At 49.7% G+C, this 24,173-nt stretch carries 20 protein-coding genes; 10 read left to right on the top strand and 10 right to left on the bottom strand.

The window, feature by feature from the left end; genetic code table 11:
- Window positions 1-9: 9 nt before the first annotated feature.
- Window positions 10-1,308: a sugar transferase gene (locus QY311_01040; GenBank protein WKZ27328.1), complete on the top strand. Its 1,299-nt coding sequence runs from the start codon at window positions 10-12 to the stop codon at window positions 1,306-1,308.
- Here the strand turns inward: QY311_01040 and QY311_01045 are convergent.
- Complete coding sequence (locus QY311_01045; GenBank protein ID WKZ27329.1) at window positions 1,305-3,578, bottom strand: tetratricopeptide repeat protein; 2,274 nt, start codon at window positions 3,576-3,578, stop codon at window positions 1,305-1,307. The genes QY311_01040 and QY311_01045 overlap by 4 nt on opposite strands.
- A 13-nt stretch (window positions 3,579-3,591) precedes the next feature.
- On the bottom strand, window positions 3,592-4,941 hold the full coding sequence (locus QY311_01050; protein ID WKZ27330.1) for an oligosaccharide flippase family protein: 1,350 nt from the start codon (window positions 4,939-4,941) through the stop codon (window positions 3,592-3,594).
- 71 nt (window positions 4,942-5,012) lie between these two features.
- On the opposite strand from QY311_01050, the gene QY311_01055 reads away from it, so the two are divergent.
- The 6 genes from QY311_01055 to QY311_01080 are packed head-to-tail and all read left to right on the top strand — an operon-like array spanning window position 5,013 to window position 11,215.
- Window positions 5,013-6,803, top strand: a complete 1,791-nt coding sequence (locus QY311_01055) for an ABC transporter ATP-binding protein (protein ID WKZ27331.1) — start codon at window positions 5,013-5,015, stop codon at window positions 6,801-6,803.
- A complete protein-coding gene (locus QY311_01060) occupies window positions 6,800-7,990 on the top strand; it encodes a hypothetical protein (GenBank protein ID WKZ27332.1) in 1,191 nt (396 codons plus the stop codon). Before QY311_01055 ends, QY311_01060 begins: the two co-directional genes overlap by 4 nt.
- Complete coding sequence (locus QY311_01065; GenBank protein WKZ27333.1) at window positions 7,990-8,823, top strand: NAD(P)-dependent oxidoreductase; 834 nt, start codon at window positions 7,990-7,992, stop codon at window positions 8,821-8,823. Before QY311_01060 ends, QY311_01065 begins: the two co-directional genes overlap by 1 nt.
- Window positions 8,820-9,527, top strand: a complete 708-nt coding sequence (locus QY311_01070; GenBank protein ID WKZ27334.1) for a sugar nucleotide-binding protein — start codon at window positions 8,820-8,822, stop codon at window positions 9,525-9,527. Before QY311_01065 ends, QY311_01070 begins: the two co-directional genes overlap by 4 nt.
- A gap of 6 nt (window positions 9,528-9,533) precedes the next feature.
- The gene (locus QY311_01075) at window positions 9,534-10,241 is read left to right on the top strand and encodes a class I SAM-dependent methyltransferase (GenBank protein ID WKZ27335.1); all 708 of its coding nucleotides are present in this window, start codon (window positions 9,534-9,536) and stop codon (window positions 10,239-10,241) included.
- Entirely contained in the window at window positions 10,238-11,215 is a 978-nt protein-coding gene (locus QY311_01080) for a hypothetical protein (protein WKZ27336.1), read from the top strand. Before QY311_01075 ends, QY311_01080 begins: the two co-directional genes overlap by 4 nt.
- Here QY311_01080 and QY311_01085 read toward each other — a convergent pair.
- Genes QY311_01085 through QY311_01105 form a run of 5 tightly spaced genes read right to left on the bottom strand, consistent with a single transcriptional unit; the run spans window position 11,205 to window position 16,378 of the window.
- The gene (locus tag QY311_01085) at window positions 11,205-11,552 is read right to left on the bottom strand and encodes a cupin domain-containing protein (protein ID WKZ27337.1); all 348 of its coding nucleotides are present in this window, start codon (window positions 11,550-11,552) and stop codon (window positions 11,205-11,207) included. The two genes, QY311_01080 and QY311_01085, sit on opposite strands and share 11 nt — an antisense overlap.
- Window positions 11,542-12,258 carry a methionine biosynthesis protein MetW gene (locus QY311_01090; protein WKZ27338.1) on the bottom strand — a complete coding sequence of 239 codons (717 nt, stop codon included), beginning with the start codon at window positions 12,256-12,258 and terminating at the stop codon, window positions 11,542-11,544. The genes QY311_01085 and QY311_01090 overlap by 11 nt, the downstream gene beginning before the upstream one ends.
- Window positions 12,255-14,111, bottom strand: coding sequence for an asparagine synthase (glutamine-hydrolyzing) (gene asnB, locus QY311_01095; protein ID WKZ27339.1), 1,857 nt, complete (start codon window positions 14,109-14,111; stop codon window positions 12,255-12,257). The genes QY311_01090 and asnB overlap by 4 nt, the downstream gene beginning before the upstream one ends.
- Window positions 14,098-14,910 (bottom strand): hypothetical protein, encoded by an 813-nt coding sequence (locus tag QY311_01100; GenBank protein ID WKZ27340.1) that lies wholly within the window; start codon window positions 14,908-14,910, stop codon window positions 14,098-14,100. The genes asnB and QY311_01100 overlap by 14 nt, the downstream gene beginning before the upstream one ends.
- 4 nt (window positions 14,911-14,914) lie before the next feature.
- Complete coding sequence (locus QY311_01105; protein ID WKZ27341.1) at window positions 14,915-16,378, bottom strand: hypothetical protein; 1,464 nt, start codon at window positions 16,376-16,378, stop codon at window positions 14,915-14,917.
- 87 nt (window positions 16,379-16,465) lie between these two features.
- Between QY311_01105 and QY311_01110 the strand changes: the two genes are divergently transcribed.
- Window positions 16,466-17,437 carry a radical SAM protein gene (locus QY311_01110; protein ID WKZ27342.1) on the top strand — a complete coding sequence of 324 codons (972 nt, stop codon included), beginning with the start codon at window positions 16,466-16,468 and terminating at the stop codon, window positions 17,435-17,437.
- A 47-nt stretch (window positions 17,438-17,484) separates the two neighbouring features.
- Here QY311_01110 and QY311_01115 read toward each other — a convergent pair whose 3' ends face one another.
- The 3 genes from QY311_01115 to QY311_01125 are packed head-to-tail and all read right to left on the bottom strand — an operon-like array spanning window position 17,485 to window position 21,487.
- A complete protein-coding gene (locus tag QY311_01115) occupies window positions 17,485-18,453 on the bottom strand; it encodes a KpsF/GutQ family sugar-phosphate isomerase (protein WKZ27343.1) in 969 nt (322 codons plus the stop codon).
- Window positions 18,450-19,301, bottom strand: a complete 852-nt coding sequence (locus QY311_01120; protein WKZ27344.1) for a glycosyltransferase — start codon at window positions 19,299-19,301, stop codon at window positions 18,450-18,452. The genes QY311_01115 and QY311_01120 overlap by 4 nt, the downstream gene beginning before the upstream one ends.
- On the bottom strand, window positions 19,298-21,487 hold the full coding sequence (locus QY311_01125; GenBank protein WKZ27345.1) for a glycosyltransferase family 4 protein: 2,190 nt from the start codon (window positions 21,485-21,487) through the stop codon (window positions 19,298-19,300). The genes QY311_01120 and QY311_01125 overlap by 4 nt, the downstream gene beginning before the upstream one ends.
- An 89-nt stretch (window positions 21,488-21,576) precedes the next feature.
- Here QY311_01125 and QY311_01130 point away from each other — a divergent pair, with 89 nt between their 5' ends.
- Both QY311_01130 and QY311_01135 read left to right on the top strand, forming a co-directional pair.
- Entirely contained in the window at window positions 21,577-22,398 is an 822-nt protein-coding gene (locus QY311_01130) for an alpha-1,2-fucosyltransferase (protein WKZ27346.1), read from the top strand.
- Window positions 22,395-24,167: a glycosyltransferase family 9 protein gene (locus QY311_01135; GenBank protein ID WKZ27347.1), complete on the top strand. Its 1,773-nt coding sequence runs from the start codon at window positions 22,395-22,397 to the stop codon at window positions 24,165-24,167. Before QY311_01130 ends, QY311_01135 begins: the two co-directional genes overlap by 4 nt.
- Window positions 24,168-24,173 lie beyond the last annotated feature (6 nt).

Genomic DNA, 24,173 nt, shown 5'->3' on the forward strand with positions numbered 1-24,173 from the left:
CAACTCTCTATGCGTCGTTTTCTTATCTTATGCGCAGATATTGTAGCCCTCGCTGGGGCCCTTGCGCTTACTATCTGGGCACGTTATCCGGATACTTTTGAGGCACAGTTCCTCCTCCACGGGATCCCCTTTTTATTGATCGGCTTAGCGTGGATCATTGGTCTGTATATCGCCAACCTCTATGACCTCACTGCACAGAACACCTCTGCGCACATTGCAAGCGGCGTCATTCAAGGCGCAGCACTTGCATCGGCAGCGTCGATTGCGCTGTTCTACCTCTCTCCATTTTTTGAGATTACTCCAAAGACAAACCTGTTTCTCTTTATTACCATCGCGACGTGTCTTTTGATCACAGCGCGCATGATCGTCATCCGTGCCTCGGCTCGTATTGCACTTCGTACGCTGTTTATTGGCACAGACGCAGCAACCGAAGAAGTTATGGGAGCACTCGTCGCAAACCCATATCTCGGATACATACCTCTGCGCATGCCCGAAGGCTTTGATATTCTCTCCGCCATCACGCACGGCGCATATGACATTATTGTCGTCGGCCCACAAGCGCACACAACTCATCGCGTGCGCGATCTCTTTGCTGCATGCATGGAGCACAATGTGCGCTTTATGCGCTTGTCTGATTTTGCAGAAATGGCACTTGGAAAGGTGGTGCTCGGAGCCGTAGATAATGAGTGGGTTACCAGTAATATTCCTACGGCATCCCAACGTGGCTATGCGATTGCTAAGCGCGCCGTAGATATTACATGCGCCGTAGTCCTTGGAATTCCGACGCTCCTTGCGCTTCCGCTCGTCGCAGGAGCGATTCGCCTCTCTTCTCCTGGTCCACTCTTATATCGTCAAATGCGCATCGGAAAAGGACTCAAACCTTTCACACTGCTCAAATTCCGCTCTATGGTTGCAAATGCGGAGGCACACACAGGCGCCGTCTGGGCTCAAAAAGAAGACCCTCGCGTTACGCGCTTTGGACGATTCATGCGCAAGACACGCATTGATGAGCTGCCTCAACTGTGGAATGTTTTGAAAGGCGAGCTTTCATTTGTTGGTCCGCGCGCCGAGCGTCCAGAATTCCATGGCATGCTCCGAGACGCAATCCCGTTCTACAATGAGCGCTACCTCGTAACGCCTGGGCTTACAGGGCTTGCACAAATCTTGTACGACTATGGCGCCTCAGTGCGCGACGCCGCAGAAAAACTCCAGTACGATCTCTATTATATTAAACACCGCTCTCTCGTGCTCGATGTGAGTATTTTACTTCGTACCATTGCACTTGTTCTCTTTGGAAAAGGCCGCTAGAGTTCCCGCCCAAGACTCCGCGCGAACATGCGCGCTTCATCAATAAGCTCCGGATTGATCTTCACTGCCTCACGTGCCGCTTGGAGCGCATCGTCGATTCGTCCAGCGCTCGCATACGCCGCAGAAAGTGAAACGCGATACTGAGCATCGGCTGGCTGAATTTTTACGAGCTCTTCAAAAATCTGCACAAGTCGCGTGTAGTTGTTAAATTCGTTATAGAGCGGCACCACCCGATTGTAGTCCACTTCTGTGCCGACATAGCCACGATCAAATGCTTCTTCGAAATAATCCATCGCAACTGCTTTGTTATTGCGCTCCAATTCAACGGCGCCAACATACCAGTAAGAAACTGCTACTTCTGGGTTGAGCTTCGCTGCCTTTTTAAACCAGGCAACGCCCGTTTCGTAATCGTTCTTATTGAGATACGCCTGACCGATCTCATAGTATGTACGCACAAATGTTTCTGAAAGCTTGAGAGCGGCGGTTGCGTTTTCAAGCGCCTTATCGTTCCACGCAGATGTAGGATCATCTTTCCCAAGCGTCACATAGAGACGGGAGAGGTAGAGAAGTGGTAGATAGTCGTGCGGATTTTTAATTTTATTTTTTTCCACCTCTGCAATTGCATATTGCATCGCATCAGTAAACTGCACTCCCAGTGGCGCGAAGCGGCTCACGTCATCAAGGAGGAACTGCGCAAAGCGATGGCGATATTCATATAGCCCAATAGTGTTCTTTTCAATGCCTTCTTTAAACGAGCTCACCGCGCGAGGAAAATCATTATTCCATCCATACACGATGCCCCACGTAATGGCGCGGTTTGCCCTCGCCGGGATTACCGCAGTTGTCCAAATGAAGATGCACGCGATAATACTCAACGCAACGCCGATAGCTGGGGCAACCCAGCGGGCCGCGATCAGCCTCTGTGGAGCGGTGGCGCCTTGACCAAAGCGCTCCCACGCAATGAAGGAAAAGATGGCAAAGAAAAGGAGCCAATTAGCCGTAGTATCAAAGATAAATGCATTGTGGATCATGTACGCCACTGTGCCACTCCCTAGTGCCCACGCCATGCGCCACGAAGCATCGTCGCGCTGAGAGATGCGGTAGAGAGCCCAAAATAGCGTAGCAAACAAGGCTACATAGCTCCCTAAGCCTAAAAGGCCCATGGTAACGAGCACCTCAACAAACATATTGTGCGCTCGATCAAAGAATGTTTCCGATCCATAACCACGGAAAAATTGTGGGTTGAAATGTTGTGCAAAAGGAATGTTGAAGTTTTCAGGTCCCCAACCAAGGAGCATCGTTTTTGGCGACTCCTGCCATCCACGCAAGCCAGCATCCCATGCCCAAAAACGCGTTTTCGCTGTGTAGGAATCAAATGATGTATCGGTGAGACGACGCATGAAGCGTGAGCCCTGAGCGATTGAGGAATCCTTTAACGCAGGGACCGAGATAAGAAGACCGAGAATCGCGGCAATCCCGAGCACACCAACAAGCGCATTGCGCGACCACGTTTCACGAAACTTCCACCACATGCCTGCCGTGAAGAGCAGCGCGCCAAGGCCCACACCAAGGAGCGAACCACGAACAACGGTCATAGTAACCGCCAAAAGACCAAGCCCGATCATAGCCTGATAGAGACGGCGCTCCCACGTAGAACCCTGTCCCCTCACCCATAGCGCAAGAGCTAAAAACACTACAGAGATCTGATACCCCGCAAACAGAGCCGCATTACCTATAGTACCAAAAATACGTTCACGGCCTCCGCCTCCGATAAACCACGATGACAGCGCACAAATACCCGAAGAGCCAGGTGTACACACGGGGAGCTTTTGGCCAAAACCATACAGCGCCGAAAGCACTCCGCCAGCGACAAGAAGATTCAAAAAGAATATCCAGTGCGCTCGTTCACGAAGGACTGATGGCACAATGAGCGCAAACGCAGTGAAATGGAGGAAGCTAAAGAACCCACCCATTCGTTCAAGTGAGCCCCAAAAACTCGCCCATGGCACAATGCTTGTCGCCGTTGCGATACCGAATGCCGCAGTGAAGGTGAGCATGGCCACGGTGAGGCCGTGCATACGAGGCGCATAGGAGCGATCAACGATCACGAGCATACCATACACCACCACTAGAAGCTCTATGATCGAACGAAAGATAATCGCCTTCCCAAAATGAAATGGGGAAATATACTGCGCAAAAATAATCAGCGGCACCACTGCCGTTGCATACACGAGAACGCGCGCGATCCGAGCCAGGGTCTGGGATTGCATAGCTTGTAGCAGTTTACGGAATTATCGGTGCTGTGGCAACGGCTATCCTTCGCGACATAATACGCCAGAGCATAAGCCACGAGACTATGTGCGAGGCGCCATACCATACTGTCACCATCCCAATCGCGCCCAAAACTCCGAAATGCCCCATAGCCCACAAGCCTGTTGGGATGCCGAGAGCGAGCACGCCGATATTGATGCCTATGGAATAGTGTACCGCATGGAGCGCGCGCCATAGGGGCCCCAACGCAACGCCAATGCCGTATACCACGCCATACCCAAACAAGAGCGCAACAAGGTGCGAGGCATCTGCGAACAGTTCGCCGTAGAGTATGGGAAATACCGTTGGAGCGATGAGCGCCAGTACGCCAGCGATAGCGGCTGTTATAACAACACCAACGGACGTAGCGCGCACAAAGGTGCGCCGTACGGCTGCAAGCCCAACAAGTTCAAGACGTGGGAATTCCCCATTCAATAGCGTGGAGAGCGGCCCAATCATGCCGACGCCAATATTGATAAAACCAAATGCGACCTTAAACGCTCCCACCTCTCCCGCAGTGACAAATGTACCCAAGAGGACCACGGGGAGCACCGCAAAAAGCGTACCGATGTTTCTATCAAATGCCACCAGGGCACTTGCGCGCATGTAGCGCGCAAGTGATACGCGAGCAACGTGCGAAAGAATTTCTTCCCAGCTCGGCATGAGCGAATCTCTCACGTGAGTGCGCTGGAGAAGCCAAGCGCTCACAAGAGCAATGACACACGCACCTACAAAGTGTCCCGCCATTGCACCGGCAACTCCAAATCCTAACAGAATAGCGCCGAGAGCAAGACCGTTGCGTACAAAGATATCGAGAAATACAAATGCAGAAAGCGAACGCACGCCGCCAGAAATCTGTAATGCAACACTCGCAAGCGCGAAGAAGAGAGTCGAGATCACCGACGCGCACACCACAACAAGCGCATACCATCCGATTGCGGAAGCACCGTACCACGCATGGGCGATCCACGGCGCCAGAGCCCCAATCGCAATACCACACATTCCAAGCATCAGCGAAGCCTTGAGCGCATATGCAAAAAGAGAAACTACCTCCGCCCGATCACTGCTATGATACGCACGACCAACCATCGACGTTACTGACTCTTGTATACCGACGCCAAACACAATACTCATCATGCCAGCCAGCCCCATCGCAAGTGCATAGATACCAAACGCTTCTGGTGCCAAAAGCCGCGCAATAAGAACGCCGGCAACTGCCTGGGTCAGAGTCGCCGCAACAGTACCAATTTGCAAAATTGCAACCCGCCGCACAAACCAGTGTTGCAGGACACGCCCTATGCGACCGCGAAGATGTGCGTACATTTTGCGTATCATAACAACCCCGAAAAACATTGTAAAATCAATAAAAATATGGTATGGTATAAGTCGCAAATATGGCACTCGTCCCAACAAAAAAACTAATCTCTATAGCGCAGCTCGTGCTCTTTGCGTTTCGAAAATATAAGCTGCAATTTGCCGGTCTCATCGGCCTTGGGTTCTTAGGCGGTCTTTCCGAAGCGGTTGGCATTAGCGCTGCGATCCCGCTTTTTTATCTGATGACGGGGCAGGATCTTCCATCCGCGAACATTATCACGGACTTTATTACTACAGCATTCAATGTTTTACACATACCCGTCACACCACCGTTCCTACTTGGCTTTATCATTACCCTTTTCATTTTTAAAGCCGTAGTGCAATTTGCCGTGCGCTATATGAATGCCCTTACTGTAGCACGCTTTGAGGAGCAGACACGAAACGACCTGCTTTCCAAGACGCTTCAGGCAACGTGGCCATATCTTCTCAATAAAAAAGCTGGGCATTTAGAAGCGGTCATGATTATGGATGTGGAACGCGGCGCAATGGTATTTAACCAAGTAAGCGCTGTTGCTATTTTTCTCACCGGATTCATAACCTATGCCCTTGCCGCGCTCAGCATCTCAACGCCAATTACTCTTTTATCGATCGGTATTGGTGGAGCGATGTTTTTTCTCTTAAAGCCAGTTTTCTATCGCAGCCGCAAATTGATCGAAGAAGCTGCCACAAGCACACGAGATATACACCATTATCTCAGTGAGAGCTTTTTTGGCATTAAAGCTATTAAGGCCGCTGCGCGCGAACATCCTGTGCTCGACACGGGCAGACAATATTTCCGGAACCTGCGCAACGCGCGTGTCAAAACTTCTTTTTACAGACAGTCCGCGCTCGCGCTCATTGAGCCGGTGAGTTTCATTTTTATCAGTATACTTTTTGCCCTCTCATACACTGCACCAACATTTTCTATCGCATCATTTGTGGTGATCATGTATCTCATTCAAAAAATGTTTTCCTTTTTACAATCAACACAGAGCAACCTCCATGCAATCAATGAATTTACTCCGCACCTAAAGAGCATACTCCGATATCGCAAAGAAATCGTAACACAACGGGAACAGAATACTGGCACTACGCCCTTCTCTTTCCAAAAAGAGCTCACGTTTGACAATGTAGACTTTGCTTACAATGAAACAAAGAAAATTCTTGTGAATGCGTCTTTCTCGGTGCCACGCGGATCATTTACCGCAATCGTTGGTCCTTCGGGCATTGGGAAAACAACCATCGGAGACATACTTCTACGACTTCTGACGCCTCAGGCTGGGCGTGTCACCATAGACGGACATGACATTTCTACTATTGATATGCATGAATGGCGCAAGCACATAGGATACGTGCCACAAGACCCGTTTCTACTCAACGATACTATTGAAAACAATATCCGTTTTTTTGATAACGAGGTGACGCAGGAGCAGATCATACAAGCCGCAAAACGAGCGCATATATATGATACCGTTATGGAGCTCCCTGAGCAGTTCGCGACAAGAGTTGGCGATCGTGGATTAAAACTTTCTGGCGGGCAACGCCAACGCATAGTGCTTGCGCGCGCACTCGCACGCGAGCCAAGCATTCTTATCTTAGACGAGGCGACAAGCGCCGTAGATCATGAGTCAGAAGAGCTCATCCAAAAAGCACTGCAGAATCTTCGTGGAAAGACGACTGTCATCGCCATCACACATCGCATTGCGTCAATCCTTTCTTTTGACCAAATTATTGCCCTCGATCACGGAAAAGTTGTAGAAGCAGGCAACCCTCAAGACCTCCTTGGGCAAAAAGATTCTTATGTTGCCCGACTTTCATCGATACAATTATGAAAAAAGCACGCTATCTCCTTGCGCACGGGCTTCGCAAACTCGCTTCGCGTATCATGCCGCGCGGGCACGCGCAGGGAATCACGTATCCAGACCTTGGTAGCGAGCGTCTTCCGAACGACGCGCCACGAGCACTGATTATTTATAGCGCAACCGGTATCGATCGCTACGTGCGCGGCGTGCCTCTCTCTGACCCTATTTTTAATAAGCACACCATTTACTGGGAATCAGTCAGGATGGTTCAAATCCTCAACGATGCCGGATATATCGTTGACTATTGCGATGTTTGGAAGCCATTCTCGGTCGATTGGAAGCGGTATGCCATTGTCATAGATAACCTCAACAATCTCAAAGATATACCCGAGGAACTCCCCATTAAGAAAGTATACTGGGCAACGAATAACCACTGGCTCACCTGGAATGCTGCCGAGCTACGGCGTCTTACGTGGTTCCGCGAGCGCACGGGCATAACAGTACCCATGGCGCGACAACTACCCAGCACACTCTCAGATGAGTATGCCGATCACCTCACCTATTTTGGCACCGCACTCCAACGAGATTCATTCAGCCAGCGCCCACGTGGTCATTGTATTCCTATAAGTAGCTGTGTACTCCCTCCATATAAGAAAAAAGATCTTTCAGTAGCTCGTAATAAATTTATATGGATGGGAGGTGGTGGTCTTGTACATAAAGGCTTAGACATTGTACTTGAAGCATTTTCGAGAATGCCACATGCAGAGCTGTACGTCGTGGGCAACATGCAAGAAGAGCCGCGGTTTTGGCAATGGGTACAACCGCTTATTGCAACTCATGCAAACATCCACCCACTAGGATGGATGGACCTTACATCAAAAGAGTTTTGTGATATCGCAGACCAATGCATCGCTACCGTATACGCAAGTGCGGCAGAGGGCGGTCCTGGCACTATTGCACGATTATTACATCACGGTACGATACCTATCGTTACTCCAGAAAGCTTCGTGCGCGCAGAAGTGCACGGATTTCAAATCAACGGGTCAACAGATCAGGAGATGATCGCCTCCACCATGCACCTCGTAGAGATGGTCATGCGCATGCCCGATGGCGAACTCCACAACGCCTCGGAGAAAGCCCGCGCATTTGCTAAAGACAACCATACCCGTCATGCGTTCGAAAAAAGCTTCGCATCATTCATTAAAGAAATAATGTAATGTCTCATATCTACGTCACGGGGGCGCGCGGAAACATTGGCTCAATGCTCCTCCAATATATGCCGCATGCAACCCCCGTATATGGCAACATACTCACCGAGCCATTGTTGGAAGACGCTTTTGAGCCCCATAGCATCCTTGTACACCTTGCGGGGAAATCTAATATTCAGGAAAGCTACACGAAGGAACTGGAATACCACAAAGTAAATGTCGCCGGTCTAGAGCGCATTGCACGCATGTGTTTGCAAAAAAATATAAAGATGATATTCCCATCATCCATTCACATATACGGATCAAGCCCTCCCCCGCTTACAGAACGCGCCCTCCTACATGCGTATAGCCCCTATGGCGAAACAAAGATACGCGGCGAGCACATACTGCACCAATGGGGGCGCGAAGGATTAAAATATGTCATCTTGCGGCCAGGTGGTATTTTTGGCTATTCTCCAGGCATGCATTTTGATACCACAGTTAATAAATTTACTTTTCAAGCATTTCAAAATGTGCCGCTCTCTATTTGGAAGGAGGCCCTTCATAAACGGCGAGGGCATCTATATGTTGGCGACGCAGTGCGAGCAATCGCGTTTTTTATAGAGCATGATATATTTACCAACGACGCCTATAACGTTATTACGGGCAATTTCACCACCAACGAGATAATGCAAGCCATCCGAGAATACATACCCCATGTACAGACTACCTACAGGACAAGTATAGCCGCCAACACTCACCTCGAAATCAGCGATGAGAAGATAAGGAATCTCGGGTTTGTCCCCACAGGCACCTTGAAGCAAGGAATCGGTGAAGTCATGCGCCACCTCCAAGCACTATGAAATATCTCGTAACAGGAAGCCATGGAAAGCTGGGCGCTGAATTGTGCCCCCTTATACCCTGCGTGACGCCAACTCATGCAGAAATGGATATTCTGAATCCCGATGCCGTGGAACGCTTCGTGTCTCGAGAGGATATAAACGCGGTCGTGCATCTTGCCGCAATCACAAGCCGCGCTGCAGCAGAAAAAGATAAGCTGCAATCATATAGAGTGAATGTACAGGGTACGCGCACGATCGCAACAGTCGCCGCGCGCCACCAAAAAAAGGTCATATATATTTCCACCGAGATCGTATTTCCAGGGTCTGAAGGAAATTATCGAGAAGACGACACCCCATCACCTAAAGACTGGTACGGGTTCACAAAACTTGCAGGAGAGTTTGAAGTGCAAACTGCAACAGATGATCACCTCATCATCAGAACTACATTCCGCCCAAAGACATGGGAATTCCCAACAGCCTTTACGAATGTAGTGACCGTAGGAGACTATGTAGATATCATTGCGAAAGAGATCGCCCTCTGTCTCACTATAAATCCCGTTGGGATCATTCACATTGGAACTCCAAAGAAAACTTTTTTTGAGCTCGCCAAACGAAGGAAGCCCGACATACAAGAGGAACTATTTCCAGATAACACGTTCTTAAGGAGAGACCTTAATATTGAAAAGTGGGAGATGCTCAAAAAAGAGAGCGGTTCTCATATGTAGACCAACATGAACGAATATCAAAAGAACCATCTTGCCACGATCACTGAAACCACCATCCGTGGCATCGGAGATTCTGACCGACATGCGCTCACACTCTTTGGTATTGCCGCTGGCAGCAAGGGCAAGCTCTTCTTAGAGCTAGGCGTACGCAATGGTGATAGCACGTTGCCGCTTCTCCTGGCCGCTCATCTGGTTGGCGCCAAACTCATCTCCGTAGACATCCAGCAGACAACATTCACTCCGCCACCCGACCTTGCTCCACATTGGCAATTTATTCAGAGCGACGCGCTCGCCTATTTGAGTAACGTCCCGAATGATACCGTTTTTGATATTGTGTTTGTTGATGATTGGCATACATACCCGCATGTCAAAAAAGAACTAGAGCTACTCACGCGCCACGTTACACCACAGAGCATCGTCTGTCTCCATGATCTGATGTATGGGGGTACAGAGCCTCGCTATCATACAAATCCTGGCATGCATAAGGGTGAGTGGGCATACGGTGGGCCATATAGGGCCGTTGCGAACCTCAACGACTCGTGGGAGTGGGCAACGCTCCCTTGGCACAGCGGGTTGACCATCTTACGCAAGAAAGATAGCGTCTTTGCAGAAAGCCGCATTAAAATGTGGGCTAAGCGCACTATACGCCACTTAGTACCAAATCTATGGCAGAGGCTTCTCGCAATATACCGACACTTTAAAACATTATCATGAGTCCAAAGATTTCATTCATCATGGCGGGGAGAAACGACGACTACGGCGGCAATTTCCTCAACCGCATGCATACATCGTTGCGCACACTACTCTATCTTGCAGAAAAGCACGCCGCCCCTATTGAAGTGGTAGTTATAGATTATAATCCACCTATTGAAGTGCCCACACTTCGCGAGGCGCTAGGTCTTTCTGGCAACGCTTGGTGCACGCTCCGATTTATCTCTATCCCCGCAGAATTTCATGCGCGCGTCAGTAATGGCGGAAAGAACCCATTTCCTGAATACATCGCCAAAAACATCGGCATCCGCCGAGCGCGAGGCGAATACGTTGCTTCTGTAAATCCAGATATTATTTTTTCGGAAGCGTTCTTTTTGAGCATTGTAAAAGGAGATCTTCACCCCACATCGTTCTACCGCGCCAATCGCCACGACCTTGGCATTCGTGCCATCGACCCAACCATCTCCGTCCCCGATGTACTCCGCCTGTGCGCACAAAATACCGTGCGTATATGGACGAATAACGGCTCACCTTACGTATCATGGAAACGATGGTTTAAGCGATTCCGTAAAAGTCCAAAACCCTATAACCTTTTCTTTGCGCCGATATTTAACTTCCTCCATGACTGGAAGGTTGCGAAGAACCCAAATCGCCTCCACGATGCAGCATCTGGCGATTTTATGATGATGCATGCAACAGGATGGGCAACAACGCGCGGATTTGATCAAGTCCCATTTCTTTCGTATGTGGACGGATACCATCTCCACCTTGCGCATTGTCTCGGCCTCTCACAGGTTATTCTTAAAGACCCGATCTATCACGTTGACCACCGCACCAGTAACGGCACCCGCCCGAGCCTTGATCTACAAACATACCTTGATACCACGCAAAAAATGCTCACGACTGGTATCCCGTACAAAGAGTACGATGCCAACTGGGGATTCCCTGACACAACATTCAGCGAAACTACTGCGTAGAAGGCCCATCAACTGCAACGCCCCAATATAAAAAACGGTGAGGGGCTTCAAGCACATCCTGAAAGTGCCTTGTTTTCGGTGGCACCGCCACCACATCACCGGGTCGCACTTCGTGTATCGCATCTCCCACAACATAGCGAGCCACGCCCGCAAGGATATAGTAGACCTCCCACATGGTTTCGTGTGCATGAGCGTACTGTTCCGTTGACCCAACGTTGACGATCTCTCCGTGCGCAACTTGGGTGAGGTGTGGCACGTCTCCGTTTTTGAGAAAAACCTTCTTCAAGCCCCCATGTGCGGTCTCAATGACCGGTGATGCATCTCCTTTAATAAGCATGGTCCGTATTTTTAGGCACCACCACCATGAGTCCCGCCGCAAAAAGGGAGGGCCATAGCTTATATAGTACCGGGACTCCGACATAGCCGATAACTTGTGCGTGCTGATACCCAATCGCATCGAGCCACCATCGCATATCTCTCAGCGTCCAAAAACGAACGTGCTCTGATGGATGCGCGCGCCATTGGAGCGGAAAGCGTCCCAATAGAAGCCGTAGTCGATGTGCAAAAAATCCTGTGTTGGGGACTGAAAAGACAACTGCTTTGCGGGCGTGCGCCATGCCCCACTCAAGGAGCTTCTCGGCGTGGGGCATATGCTCTAAAACTTCGAAGAAGGTTACATAGTCGTGCATATCGATCGCAGGTAGCGCATCTGGATCGGCAATATTTCCTTTAATGACATCAATTCCATTACGCCGCGCAGCCTCTAGTGCGCTTTCTGCGATATCAACGCCTCGTAGCTCTCCAGTCTTCCCGTGCTCTTTCAAAAAAGCAAGCATTGCCCCAGTGCCACATCCAACATCAAGCACCGAGCTTGATTGGCCTATGACACCACATAAAAACAGTGCACGCGCTCTTTGAAATGCGTTCAAGCGCACTACGCCACGGGACTGCCAATAAGCTGCATAGTCAACGCTATGCTCGTTGTAGCGTGGATACTTAAATAAGTCACGGATATAGTGTTTTGTTGTGTTAAGAAAACTCATAGCGTTATACGTAATTGCTTTGCCCACATTTGAAATGTGAAAATAGGGAAGAATGCTTTGATGCTATTTTGAGAATGCGCCGATCCTGATGCGGTGTATGTTCGCAAAAGCTCGAAGTTAAAGAGCGGGGCTGTTTCATTGTAGAAGTTTGGCTCGAGCACCTCGCGTACCATATCACCAAATTGCGAACGCATCCAGAGCGCTACTGGCGCAGTCCAGCCTGATTTATGCTTCTCCGTGACATAGGTAGGGAGCATGTCGTGATACGCCTTACGAATAAGACCCTTGGTCCCCGGCGCTTGTAATTTCTCCTCGGAAGAGATACGAGACGCGTAGTTAGTGACACGTGCATCAAGAAATGGAAAGCGTGCCTCCATACCAAAATGCATACCGATTTTATCTGTCATTGTAAGAGAGTCTTCGGGAAGCCAGAAAAGTCGGTCAAAATCTGCAACCGCATTACCAAAATCATATGATGGGCTTTGCACACATGGCATGCTGATATGTTCCAGATGGGAGAGCGCACTGCTCACTTTGAATGGAAATGTGAAAAGGTTAGCGTGCCGCTGTGTGAGGAGCCGACTCACATACCACCAGCGCGTTAAAGGCTCATTGAGGCGCAATGGCAATCCAAACGGCGCCTTACCCTGATACGCTTCTCGTAGGGAAAGTGCCGCATTAAGCACCCATGTGGGATAGCGCTGATAGAGCTTCGACAGCGCTGCGGAGCGGTAATACTTGGGGTAGCCCATGTATTGCTCGTCTCCGCCATCGCCCGTCAAAATAACAGTGCATGTCTTACTCGCCTCTTGCGCGAGAAGATAGTACGCGGGACGAGAAGAGTGGTAGCGAGGCTCTTCGATCACATCGATGGCTTTCAATGTTGCGTCAGTGAATGCCCTTTCGGTAATTAAAAGCTCGTCATGTTCTGCGCCATACTCTCTGCTTAGTCGCTGAGCGATATCAGCATCTTCATTAAACCGCGGATCGTTCGTATCAAATCGCGTGGTGAACGTGCGCGGTTTTTGTATGCCATGAGCAACAAGCTCGTGGAGTACGATCGATGAATCAAGACCGCCGCTGAGATACATCCCGAAAGGACGCAACCCCATCGTGTGATCAATAATCGCCCCTCCTAGTGTTTCACGGAACTGCTCCACGTCAAACGCCGTACGTTCATGATCATTACTGAGATCTTCTTGCCATCCAGTCTCTAAAAACTTCCGGTCTCGCAGAGAGAACACTTTATATTCTCCCGGCATCACCTTATGAACATCTTTGAGTAATGTCGCCGATCCGGGGAGATATCCGATGCTAAAAAATGCCGAAAGCACTTCATGCCGTAACGCCCGAGGCATTCCAGGATCTTCTAGCAGTCCTCGCAGCTCTGAAGCAAACGTAAGCACCCCGTCGCGCTCAACATAATAGAGCGGCTTCATGCCGGCTCGATCACGGGCAATCATGAGCATTTCTGCATCTCTGTCATACCAGGCAAGCGCAAACATGCCATTGAGGCGATGGAGAAAACGATACCCCTCGCGCCGCAAACCCGCAAAAAGTACTTCTGTATCACCGCGCGTATGGAATACCTCTCCGAGACGTTCGAGCTCGCGCTTGAGATCAAGATAGTTGTAGATTTCGCCGTTATATACGAGCGCGTAGCGTTTATCATCTGAAATCCATGGCTGAGAACCGACGCTAGGAGTTTCTGTGATGGCAAGGAGGTTGTGCCCGAGACTCACTGAACGATCCATAAAAACGTGTGCCCCGTCAGGGCCACGGTGACGCAGCGCGTGTGTCATGCGATCAATGCGCTCTCTATCGGGAAATGTAAAGCCGCTAATGCCACACATGTCGTATAATTTTATCCAAAAAACTCTCACGATATGCTCGAATATCAAACAATGGGTCCCTCACTTCTCCTATCACGTTAAAAAGTAGGCGTGGGAATCGCGTTACTGACCGAGGCGAGACGCCATGAATCGCATGAGGGGTATTGAGAAAAAAGACAAACGTATTATGAGTATATGGGATTGAAGTAATTTTCTCTACGAATCGATTCGCGATTAGACGTGGGCCGTGGAATCGAGGCTGGCGTTTGGCGCGATATATCTCTAAATCACCTCCCTGTGAGTCGTCGCGAGGGTCGCGCAGATATAAAAGTCCTGCAAAAAGCTCGCGCTCGTTATCAATGTGGGAAATTTTTACAGACGAAGCCCGGTCAACAACGGGAGTATTAATGGAAATTTGGGCATCCAGTAAAATATCGCGATCTGTAAACGTATCCTTGTTGCGCATGCCCACGCGCCATGAGTCAACGCCCCCTATGTGCCCTGAGATGTTTGGATACTGTGCTTGCATATGCTCCTTAAAGCGAGAAAGCACCTCCCCAAAAAATGATTGGGACACATGATAGCTCACCATGTCACGCCATTCGCGCGAAAGGGATGCATTATCTAATGCCTCTGCTGCCGTATAGCTAAATCTCTGATTTGATACATAGGGCTCGCCACCCGTGATAGCACTAAGAGGTGGAAAGGAACGCAAGAGCGCATCACACAAATCCGGGTCCAACGCATTGGGAATAACAACATAAGGGAAGGGGGCCTTATGAATCTGCGCTGACGTAATGCGTCCAAGAAGAGAGTGCATGTGCCTATGTTACTGTTTCTAAAATCTGAGGCAAGGTACTATGAAGGTCGTCCACTGAGCGCAGCACGGAGCTGCGGCGCGCCAATACATCCTGAGGTAATTCCGCCAAGGCTCGTACTGTCGGTACAATATCTGACACGCTCACCAGCTGTGCTAATTCTGCTTCGACCAGATCCTGTGCTTGAGTGCTTTGCATTTGCAGAACGCCAACAGGCTTTTGGGCCTCAACCATTTCATATAAGAAGGTGGAGTAACTGCCCAATACAACATTAATCGTGGCGAGCGTTGCAGGCGTAAGTTGTTGTACACATGCAAAACGGGGATGCTGTGTTATGGCATCCGAAAGGCCACGTAACTGATCTTCTGCCGACGCATCAGGCCTCACTTTGAAATAAATGTGCGCCGCTGGGTCTTGGAGTAGCGCCAGTATGTATGAAGAAACTTCTTTTCTATCAGCTTGTGGCTCAAACGGGATGAGAATATGCAACTCAGCGCCGTTCGTAGTGCCTGGCATTGGTACATAGTGCGTTTTGTGCGGGCTCCCTCCAATAAGAATGCGCTCAGCGTGCAATGCGAATAATGGACTCAGGGACATTAGTTGCTCCCGCCAAAACTGATTCCATACTACATAGCGATCCGGCATTACGCACAGGCGCGCATCAATGCCTACATAGCGCCACCCCACGAGGTGTCGATTAAAACGGCCGTGCTGAAATACTAGAGATGGAATGTGCGCACCGCGCGCGGCAGCAATAACTTCGTGAAAGTTTCGAATATCATCAATACTTAATACACGAACCGTCCCCACCATACGGAATACACGCTCTAAGAATAGTATGCGATAAACAGAAAGTTGCGCTTTCTGTTTATACGTCTGAATAAGATATGCAACGAGTGGGGTTTCTGACGCATTGAAACGCTCCGCATCAATAGGAATGTGAGGGAATTGTACTAGATTTAGAAGTCTAAAACTTTTTAACAAACCGAAGAGTATATCGATTCCTTCGAGATATATCACTGGACGCCGCCGAGAAAAAAATCTCCGAATAAGCCCGCCGTTCATGCGGCCATGGATAATTTCGAAAAAAGACTCACGCTGCTTATACAAAACCTCATACACCTTGTGTAAGCGTGGGTCATTCTTAAAATCGCCTACAGCAATATCAACCGTATAGAGGGCGTTGCGAGGACGTCTCAGAACAAGCCATGCACATGAGAACAAAGAAATGCATAGGGCAGCATATCTCAAAAGCCAATCTTTTAAGCCCATGGACGGTGGCGTGCACTGCTTCTGCGGAGACCACGAACGGATTTCAGACCAAAGATGCTGCTGAAAAAACGACCAGAGTGAGTATGTGCGGAATACAAAAACGTCGGTTAACGAGCCGGAGCCGACGCGCATCGTATTAAGCCGCTCAAGTAAATTCAGATGTTCTGCAAAGGAAAGCATACCGAGTATAGAGAGCATAGCATCCTATTGACATCGATACAACTAGACATTCTAATAACGTTTGCTATAGTGCTAAAAGTTCTTCTCACAACGAAACGAAAGGAAATGTACGTGGAAAGGATCACCGATCGGATCGATGCCATAACCAAGATCCCTGAAGCATATCGGACCACGACCCCACCGCCCCCCAAGAGCGTCAAGATCGAGCTGACGGGGCGATGCAATTACCGGTGCGGTTTTTGCGCTCTTCGCACGCGCGAAGCGCAACCAACGCAAGACATGTCCTGGGACTTCTACGCATGCATCGTCAGCGAGATGCGCAATGCTGGCGTTCAGGAGCTTGGCGTTTTCTTCCTGGGGGAACCCTTCATGAATCCCGATCTCCTCGTGCGCGCCATCAGGTACGCCAAAAAGGAGGTTGGGTTCCCCTACGTCTTTCTCACCACGAACGGTTCGCTTGCGCAACCTGAGTACGTTCAGGCGTGCATCGAAGCGGGACTCAACTCTCTCAAATGGAGCCTGAACAACGCCGATCCAGAGCAGTTTGCTCGGGTGACCGGTGCACGCCCCTCCCTGTGGAACCGCGCCCTCCACAACATGGAGCACGCGAAGGCCATTCGTGATCGTATTCACGCCAAAACGGGCCACCGTTGCATCTTGTCGGCATCCAGCATTCAGTACGACGGGGACCAGCAAAAAAAGATGCAGGCGCTCGTCGACGACATTCTGCCCTTCATTGACCAGCACTACTGGCTCCCCCTCTACTCGATGGGAAGCCTCGCCGCACAGAGGGAGAAGGAGCTTGGATATCGCCCGATTGCTGGCAACCAGGGGCGCATCGGCGCACTCCGAGATCCGCTGCCTTGCTGGTCGGCTTTCACCGAAGGACACATTACCTCCAGTGGCAATTTGTCGGCATGCTGCTTTGATGCCGATGAACGCTGGGCGATGGCAGACCTCAATACGGTTGGGTTCATGGAGGGTTGGCACAGTGCAGCCTTCCAAAAACTCCGCGCCGCACACCTGCAAAAAGACGTGCGCGGCACGGTGTGCCAGTTGTGCGTTGCATACACGTAAAGCACTTCCGTTCTCGCGTGCCCCCAAGTCTCATTGGGGGCACATTTTTATATAAACCCTCGCGACACAATATGATGCATGTGAATAATCCCTACCGGTAGACCGTCTGTGGTGACGAAGAGGGAGGTAATTTTAAATTTCTCCATATCATAGAGAGCCTCTTTGAGCGTACTTTCCTTACTCGTTGTTTTTGGATTCAAGGTCATGATATCTTTCGCCTGTAAATCTTTTGAAAACGTTTTTTGAGCAAGGGCGCGGCGCAAATCACCGTCAGTAATAACGCCACGCAGTAGACCATCGCGGGAAATAACACCTGTCACGCCAAGCCCCCTTTTCGTGATCTCCTTCACAACCTTTGGAACTGCTTCATCAAGGTACACTAGTGGTAGGCGCGTTTTTCCATGCATGCGAGCGCTCACACGTGTAAGCTCTAATCCTAATGAGCCGCCAGGATGTGTCCGCGCAAAATCGTTTTTCGTTGTGCACGCATATGTGCTCAGACCAACCGCAAGCATGTGACCAATACCGAGCGAAGCAACCGCACTAGCCATCGGAGCTAGGTTGAAAGGAGACCCCTCGGTAGGCGCAGAAAAGCAAAGAGCCACCTGGCTCATCTTTACAAGTGGCGACTCTGCGCGCCCAGTGATTGCAATAACCGGCACCTTTATCCGACGCACATACGCCAGCGCATGTATTAATTCCTTTGTTGCTCCACTCTGAGAAAGAGCTATCAGAACATCCCCTTTTTGTACCATTCCAAAATCACCATGCATTGCCTCTCCGGGGTGGAGCGGGGTCGCTGGAAATCCCAGACTCGTCAAAGATGCAGCAATTTTTTGGCTGATATGCCACGACTTCCCAATGCCGCACACAATAATTTTGCCCCTTCTTTGCCTCAGGAGATCGAGGGCGCGCGAAAGAAGGCGTGGCGAAATGAGGGAAAGGCTTGCGATTGCTTCTTGCTCAGAAGCAATGAGGTACCTTACAGCTCGCATGATCTCATGTATTCCTTTCATATATAACGAGAAATGCACTCCCAGAGGTCTTGCCGCACATGGCCTCGTTCTATTTCATGCTGGATCTCTGTTCTCGAAATAGTATTGGCTTGCAACGCCCGCGCAACAAGCTTGAAAAAGTATGCCTCAATCTCCGGGTCAGGATGGCGTTGATATGTCATATGGTATTTCCCTAATACACGCAACAGCGGCTCACGAGGAATGATTCCAAAAATCTTCGGCAATGGACGCCGTTTAAAATCTACAGGTAAGCCAGTTTTCCATGGTTGCGTAATACGATTCGTCGTGTGGAGCATGCGAGCACCTGGTGATAACACATCAAGGCTATTCCAATCTCGGGAGAGCTCCAAAACAGACCCCTCGCGCGCCAACGTCATAATTTCATCATAATCACGCTCGTGACTATAGAGATCATGGAGGAGATCTTTTATGCGCCAGTGCGACAATTGAGCACAGTCGAGCAGCATAACACTAGAATCCCAAGCGCCCTTCTTAGCACATGCTGCAATTGCTCGCCCCTGCATATCTAAAGAAAAAAGTTCTCCAATATCGCTCAGGGCAAATATGTCAGGGTCAATCACAATCGCCCGCCCCTGAAATCCCATGAGCTCTGGAGGCATAAATCGGCTTAACGTAAACGACTGTAAGTCCGCCTCCGATGCGTCAATCAATTGCCCCCACCGCTTAAATGTCTTCCCGTGTACATGGGCAAAAGGTGATAAAGAGTCAACGTTTAATATTTCAATATGAAATGCACGCGCATCCTTTGCGGTCATTGTTAATGCGAATGCCGCGAGACGCGCTCCAAACAGTTGTTTATTATTTGCCTGAATAAAAACTGTGTTCATGAAAGAATGCTCCTATAGAGGCCGCCGTATGCCGCCCGCGACCGTGCAGAATCGTGCGCGCGAGCATGCTGAACGCTAGCCACACCCATACTACGACGCCTCGCCTCATCCACCAAGAGTAACTGCATGGCATCGGCTAGCGCCTCAATATCGTTCTGAGGCACGAGAATCGCATTTTCTTCAGAGACCGCATCTTCCGCCCCAGTGCCTTGTGTTGCGATAATAGGCAATCCAGATGCGGCAGCTTCTACACACACAATACCAAAGCCCTCAACATGGGCCCCACTATTCACTGAAGGGAATACAAATAGCGCCGCTCCTTTATACAGTTTTTTTAAGCGCTCAGAAGAAGCTAGGTTCTCAAAGAAGACGTGTGCATCTAATCCAAGTTCACGCACCAATGCTCGCACACGATGCATATATGCTACGTCTCTCTGATCGCCAACAATAATATAGCGCGCATCCGGAGCAGCGGATCTCGCTTGAGCAAACGCGGGGATACTTATGTGATATCCCTTTCGCTCTTTGAGAGCACCGACACTTAATATGTACAGTGGATGCTCTTCTTCGTGGCGTTGCGTAAACTCTTCTATATGAACTGCTGGATGAATAACATCGATGACTCCGGAAGAATAGATGCCTCGGATACGTCGCTGCATGAATGAGCTAATCGCGATTCGCGCGCGCGCACCCTTAAGCGCAAGACGTGCAATATACATTATTGGCCAATGCTGTAACGGACCGAGAGAATACGTCCCTACAAGAGTTATGACATATTTTCGCCGCACCATACGTGCAAGCACCCATGCCACAATGCCTAAGGGGTTTATATCAATCGCATGTATAGAAATACTTGCTCGAACTAGGGGCAGCGCCCTCCACATCCCCCAGAGCATCTCCTGACGTCGCCCAAAGAGTGGTAGCGCACCACCCTCTTGAAAGCCGGCCATAGTGACAACCCCGACTCTATATTGAGCATCGCGAAGCCCTTGCACAATGTCGGCAGAAAGTCTCCCCCAACCTGATACCAATCGCGCATCCGGAGTCAGAAATGTGATGATGTGCTGTGAGTAAAAAAGGGCAATATTCTTCGCCCGTTGATCCCACGTCATTTTTTGCACTTCTGTATATGCTCGCTCAATCATTTCAGAAGCGCCTTCGCCAACTAACGCGCGCTGTAGGCAACGCATTAATGAGTTTGGATCATCGGGGACAAACCATAACGCGCTCTCGTCGCTCAAAACTTCGCGAAGCGCGGGCACATCTGACGCTACAATGACACGCCGAGAAGCCATATATTCGAAAACTTTCAGTGGTGAGGTAAGCGTCCTCGAGCTTTCATAGCGACCCGAATTGGGAATCACGAGCACGTCCGCCGCGCATAAGAACATGGGCATCTCGTGGTGTGGCCGATGACCTATTATGTGAATGTTGGGAAAGTTCTGATACCGCTCCTGAGCACGCTGCACGTCTTGAGGCATGCCCCCTACAAAGACAAAGTGTGTGTGGGGCATCTGTGTCGCCGTCTCAAGAAGTGTGTCAGCTCCTTTGTGCGGAAAGAGTTGGCCAGTGTACATGATAAGACGTCCATCAATCGGGAGATCGAGCATAGATCGAGCATCGTGGCGAGATAGAGATGTCTGAAAAAGAGATACATCAACGCCGTCAGGCGCCGAAAGTATGAGAGCATCAAAAAAGCCATGATCCACAAAGGCTTTACGAATTGACTCATTAATAACTACAAGGCGAACACCAGAACGACGAAGGTACCAATAGATAAAAGAGCGACGCTTTGAAAATGTGTGCGCTTCAAACACGATCCGCCGAGGAGAAATGATGGCAACACACAGTGCAACGAGCTCGTCGCGCGTATATACCAAATCAGCATCAGATCTCCACGCGTGCCACGCAAGAATGAGTCCTGAAAAAACCTGCTTACCCCAAAAGAGTAGTTTTTCTGGAAAAAATGGGTGTACCCATTCGGGTGCCCATACTCGCCTCACCGAAAAGACACGAGGCACATTATAGTAGGCGAAAATGTCCTCTCCAACCCTTGGGTGCCGCGTTGGGATGAGCAGTTCAGTGGAGATGCCGCTCTGCCCAAACGCTTTACACATATGGGCAATCTGTACGCCGTACGCCTTTTCAGTGGGGAGACGCTGACTACTGATGTAGAGAAGCTTCATAGGAGTTCACGATACTCTACGAATAAATAGACGCGCGGTCAATTGCTTTTTAGCTGCAAAAATATATGATGGTGCCAGATTTCTCCTTTATGATCACATTCCGCTCTCTTGGGCAACTAGGGCGATTCGGCAACCAGCTTTTTCAATATGCAGGGACGCGCCTCTATGCAGAAACCCACGGCTTCGCGCATGCATTCCCCACGTGGATAGGCGCTCAAGTATTCAATAATATTGCCACCTACACTCTCACAGAACAGCTTCTCGCAAGCATCCTGCCGACAATCCAACTCGATGATATCCAGTCGTATGGCGTCAAACAAAAGATTGCTTTCGCTCTTGGCCTCTCACCCTCACTGCCATACACCGTCTCCCTATCAAGTCTCTACGCTCATCCGCGTGATCACAAAAATCTTTTTGGATATCTCCAAGATCACAAAAGTCTCTCCCTCTTAGCGCAGCACAAAGAAAAGGTGCGCACGTGGTTCTCGTTTCATGACAAGATAAGCTCCGCGTACACGAAAGCAACGCGCAATCTAAGCCCATGGATCGGCGTCCATGTGCGCAGAGGAGATCTCGTAAAGCGCGGCGTTACTGTGCCGCTGCACTCATTCTTAGAAAAGCTCGATAGCGTGCGAAACGGTCGGCCGGTTTTCGTTGCATCCGACGACCCTAATATGCATTCCGAATTTGCACACTGTGATCCGATCCGCATACGCAACCCATTACCTGAAGTACCGCGAGAAATTTTCGATTTTTGGATGCTCACGCAGAGCCGTGCGATCATTGGTTGTGGATCAACATTCTCATGGTGGGCAGCATATATAAGTGGAACGCAAGAATACTACGCCCCGCTTCTTACGCATCTCTGGCCCGCTGGATACATCCCCGTGCTTGAGCAACAATCAATATGATACGCCGCCTATTTAAACGCCTCTATCGAGCAGTATTCAAAAATCGATTCATCACTCCACTGATAGAAGTGAGGCCGTTCAACGTATTCAATTATATCGCCTACGCTCTTGATTATGCGGTATACCGTCGCATGCTTGGAGCTCAACGCGACAGCGTTTCACTGTGGCCACAACTTGGAGAAAAAACACCGCGCACATCAATTGATCCACACTATTTTCATCAGGGAGTATGGACTGCTCAAAAAATTGCACACGCGAAGCCGGGGCGACACGTAGATGTCGGGTCGCAGGCGGATCTGATCGGCTTTCTCACCACGCTTACGCATGTCACCTTCGTTGACCTTCGCCCATTGCCAGTGCGTATTGCTAATCTGGAAAATATAAAGGGAGATATTCTCCATCTTCCATTCTCGAATAATTCGGTTGACTCTCTTTCATGCCTCCATGTAGCTGAGCACGTGGGGCTTGGACGATATGGCGATCGCCTTGATCCCGATGGGACTATAAAAGCCTGCGCTGAGCTTTCTCGAGTACTTGCGCCAAATGGCAACCTCTATTTTTCGATACCGATCGGTTCACCGCGAACATTTTTTAATGCTCACCGCATACATGCACCCGAAACAATCCGGAGATATTTTAGTGAACTATCTCTGGTTGAATTTTCAGCAATCGATGATCGTGGCAACGTCATACGCAACGCAAACATGGAACAACTGCGCCACGCTAAATATGCCTGCGGACTCTTCCATTTTACAAAGAAAGATCCGGCCCAAGTGCAAAATATCCTTATTATCAAAATGGGCGCTGCAGGAGATGTCGTCCGCACTACAGCACTACTGCCCGGCTTACAAGAGAAATATCGGGGAGCAACGATCGATTGGCTTACCCAGCCACGTATGGAACCCCTCCTGCGCGACAACCCGCACATCGATCGCATTCTTATAGCGCCGACCGATGCGTGGCGCGAACGTGAATACCAACTGGTTATTAATCTCGATGAAGAAGAGGAGGCATGCCGCATTGCGTCGGCAGCAAGAACGCAACGTATTTTTGGCGCGTATATAGATGGTGACAAAATATCATACACTAATGATGCCGCGCCGTGGTTCGATATGGGCCTGATATCGAGATATGGAAAAACAAGGGCGGATGAATTGAAAAAACTAAACCGGAAAACATACCAGGAGCTTTGTTATGAAATGCTCGATATCCCCTATAGAAAGCAAGAGCCGCATTTCCCTCTCTCGGGCGTCGACACAGCATTTGCACAGCAATTTGCAGAAAGATACGGCATAAAAAAGAATACGCGCGTCATTGGCATAAATCCTGGCTCTAGTAAGCGATGGGTCGACAAGCGCCTTCAGGTGCACGAGGCGCGGGCCCTTATAGCTGGACTCCGCGGGAAATATCCAGATGCGAAAATCATACTTTTTGGAGGACCAGAAGAGCGTGAATACATTAGCGCAATCATTGAAGCGACGCGAGATCTCAGTATTATCGACGCGGGAATTGAAAACTCCCTTGGGCAATTTGCGGGCCTTATTAATCTTTGCTCCGACGTCATCACTAGTGATAGCATGGCCCTCCACATTTCCACTGCGCTAAAGAAAAAAGTGGTCGCCTTCTTTGGCCCGACGTCACCATGGGAAATAGAGCTCTATAATCTCGGAACAAAAATACTCCCCGTACGTGGATGTCTAAGTTGCTATAATAAAAACTGTAACACACCTCCCGAATACGACATTGACGCTCTTATAAAAGAAGCCTAGTATTCT

Source organism: Candidatus Paceibacterota bacterium, assembly GCA_030583765.1.
Lineage (GTDB): Bacteria > Patescibacteriota > Minisyncoccia > 2-02-FULL-40-12 > GWA2-44-9.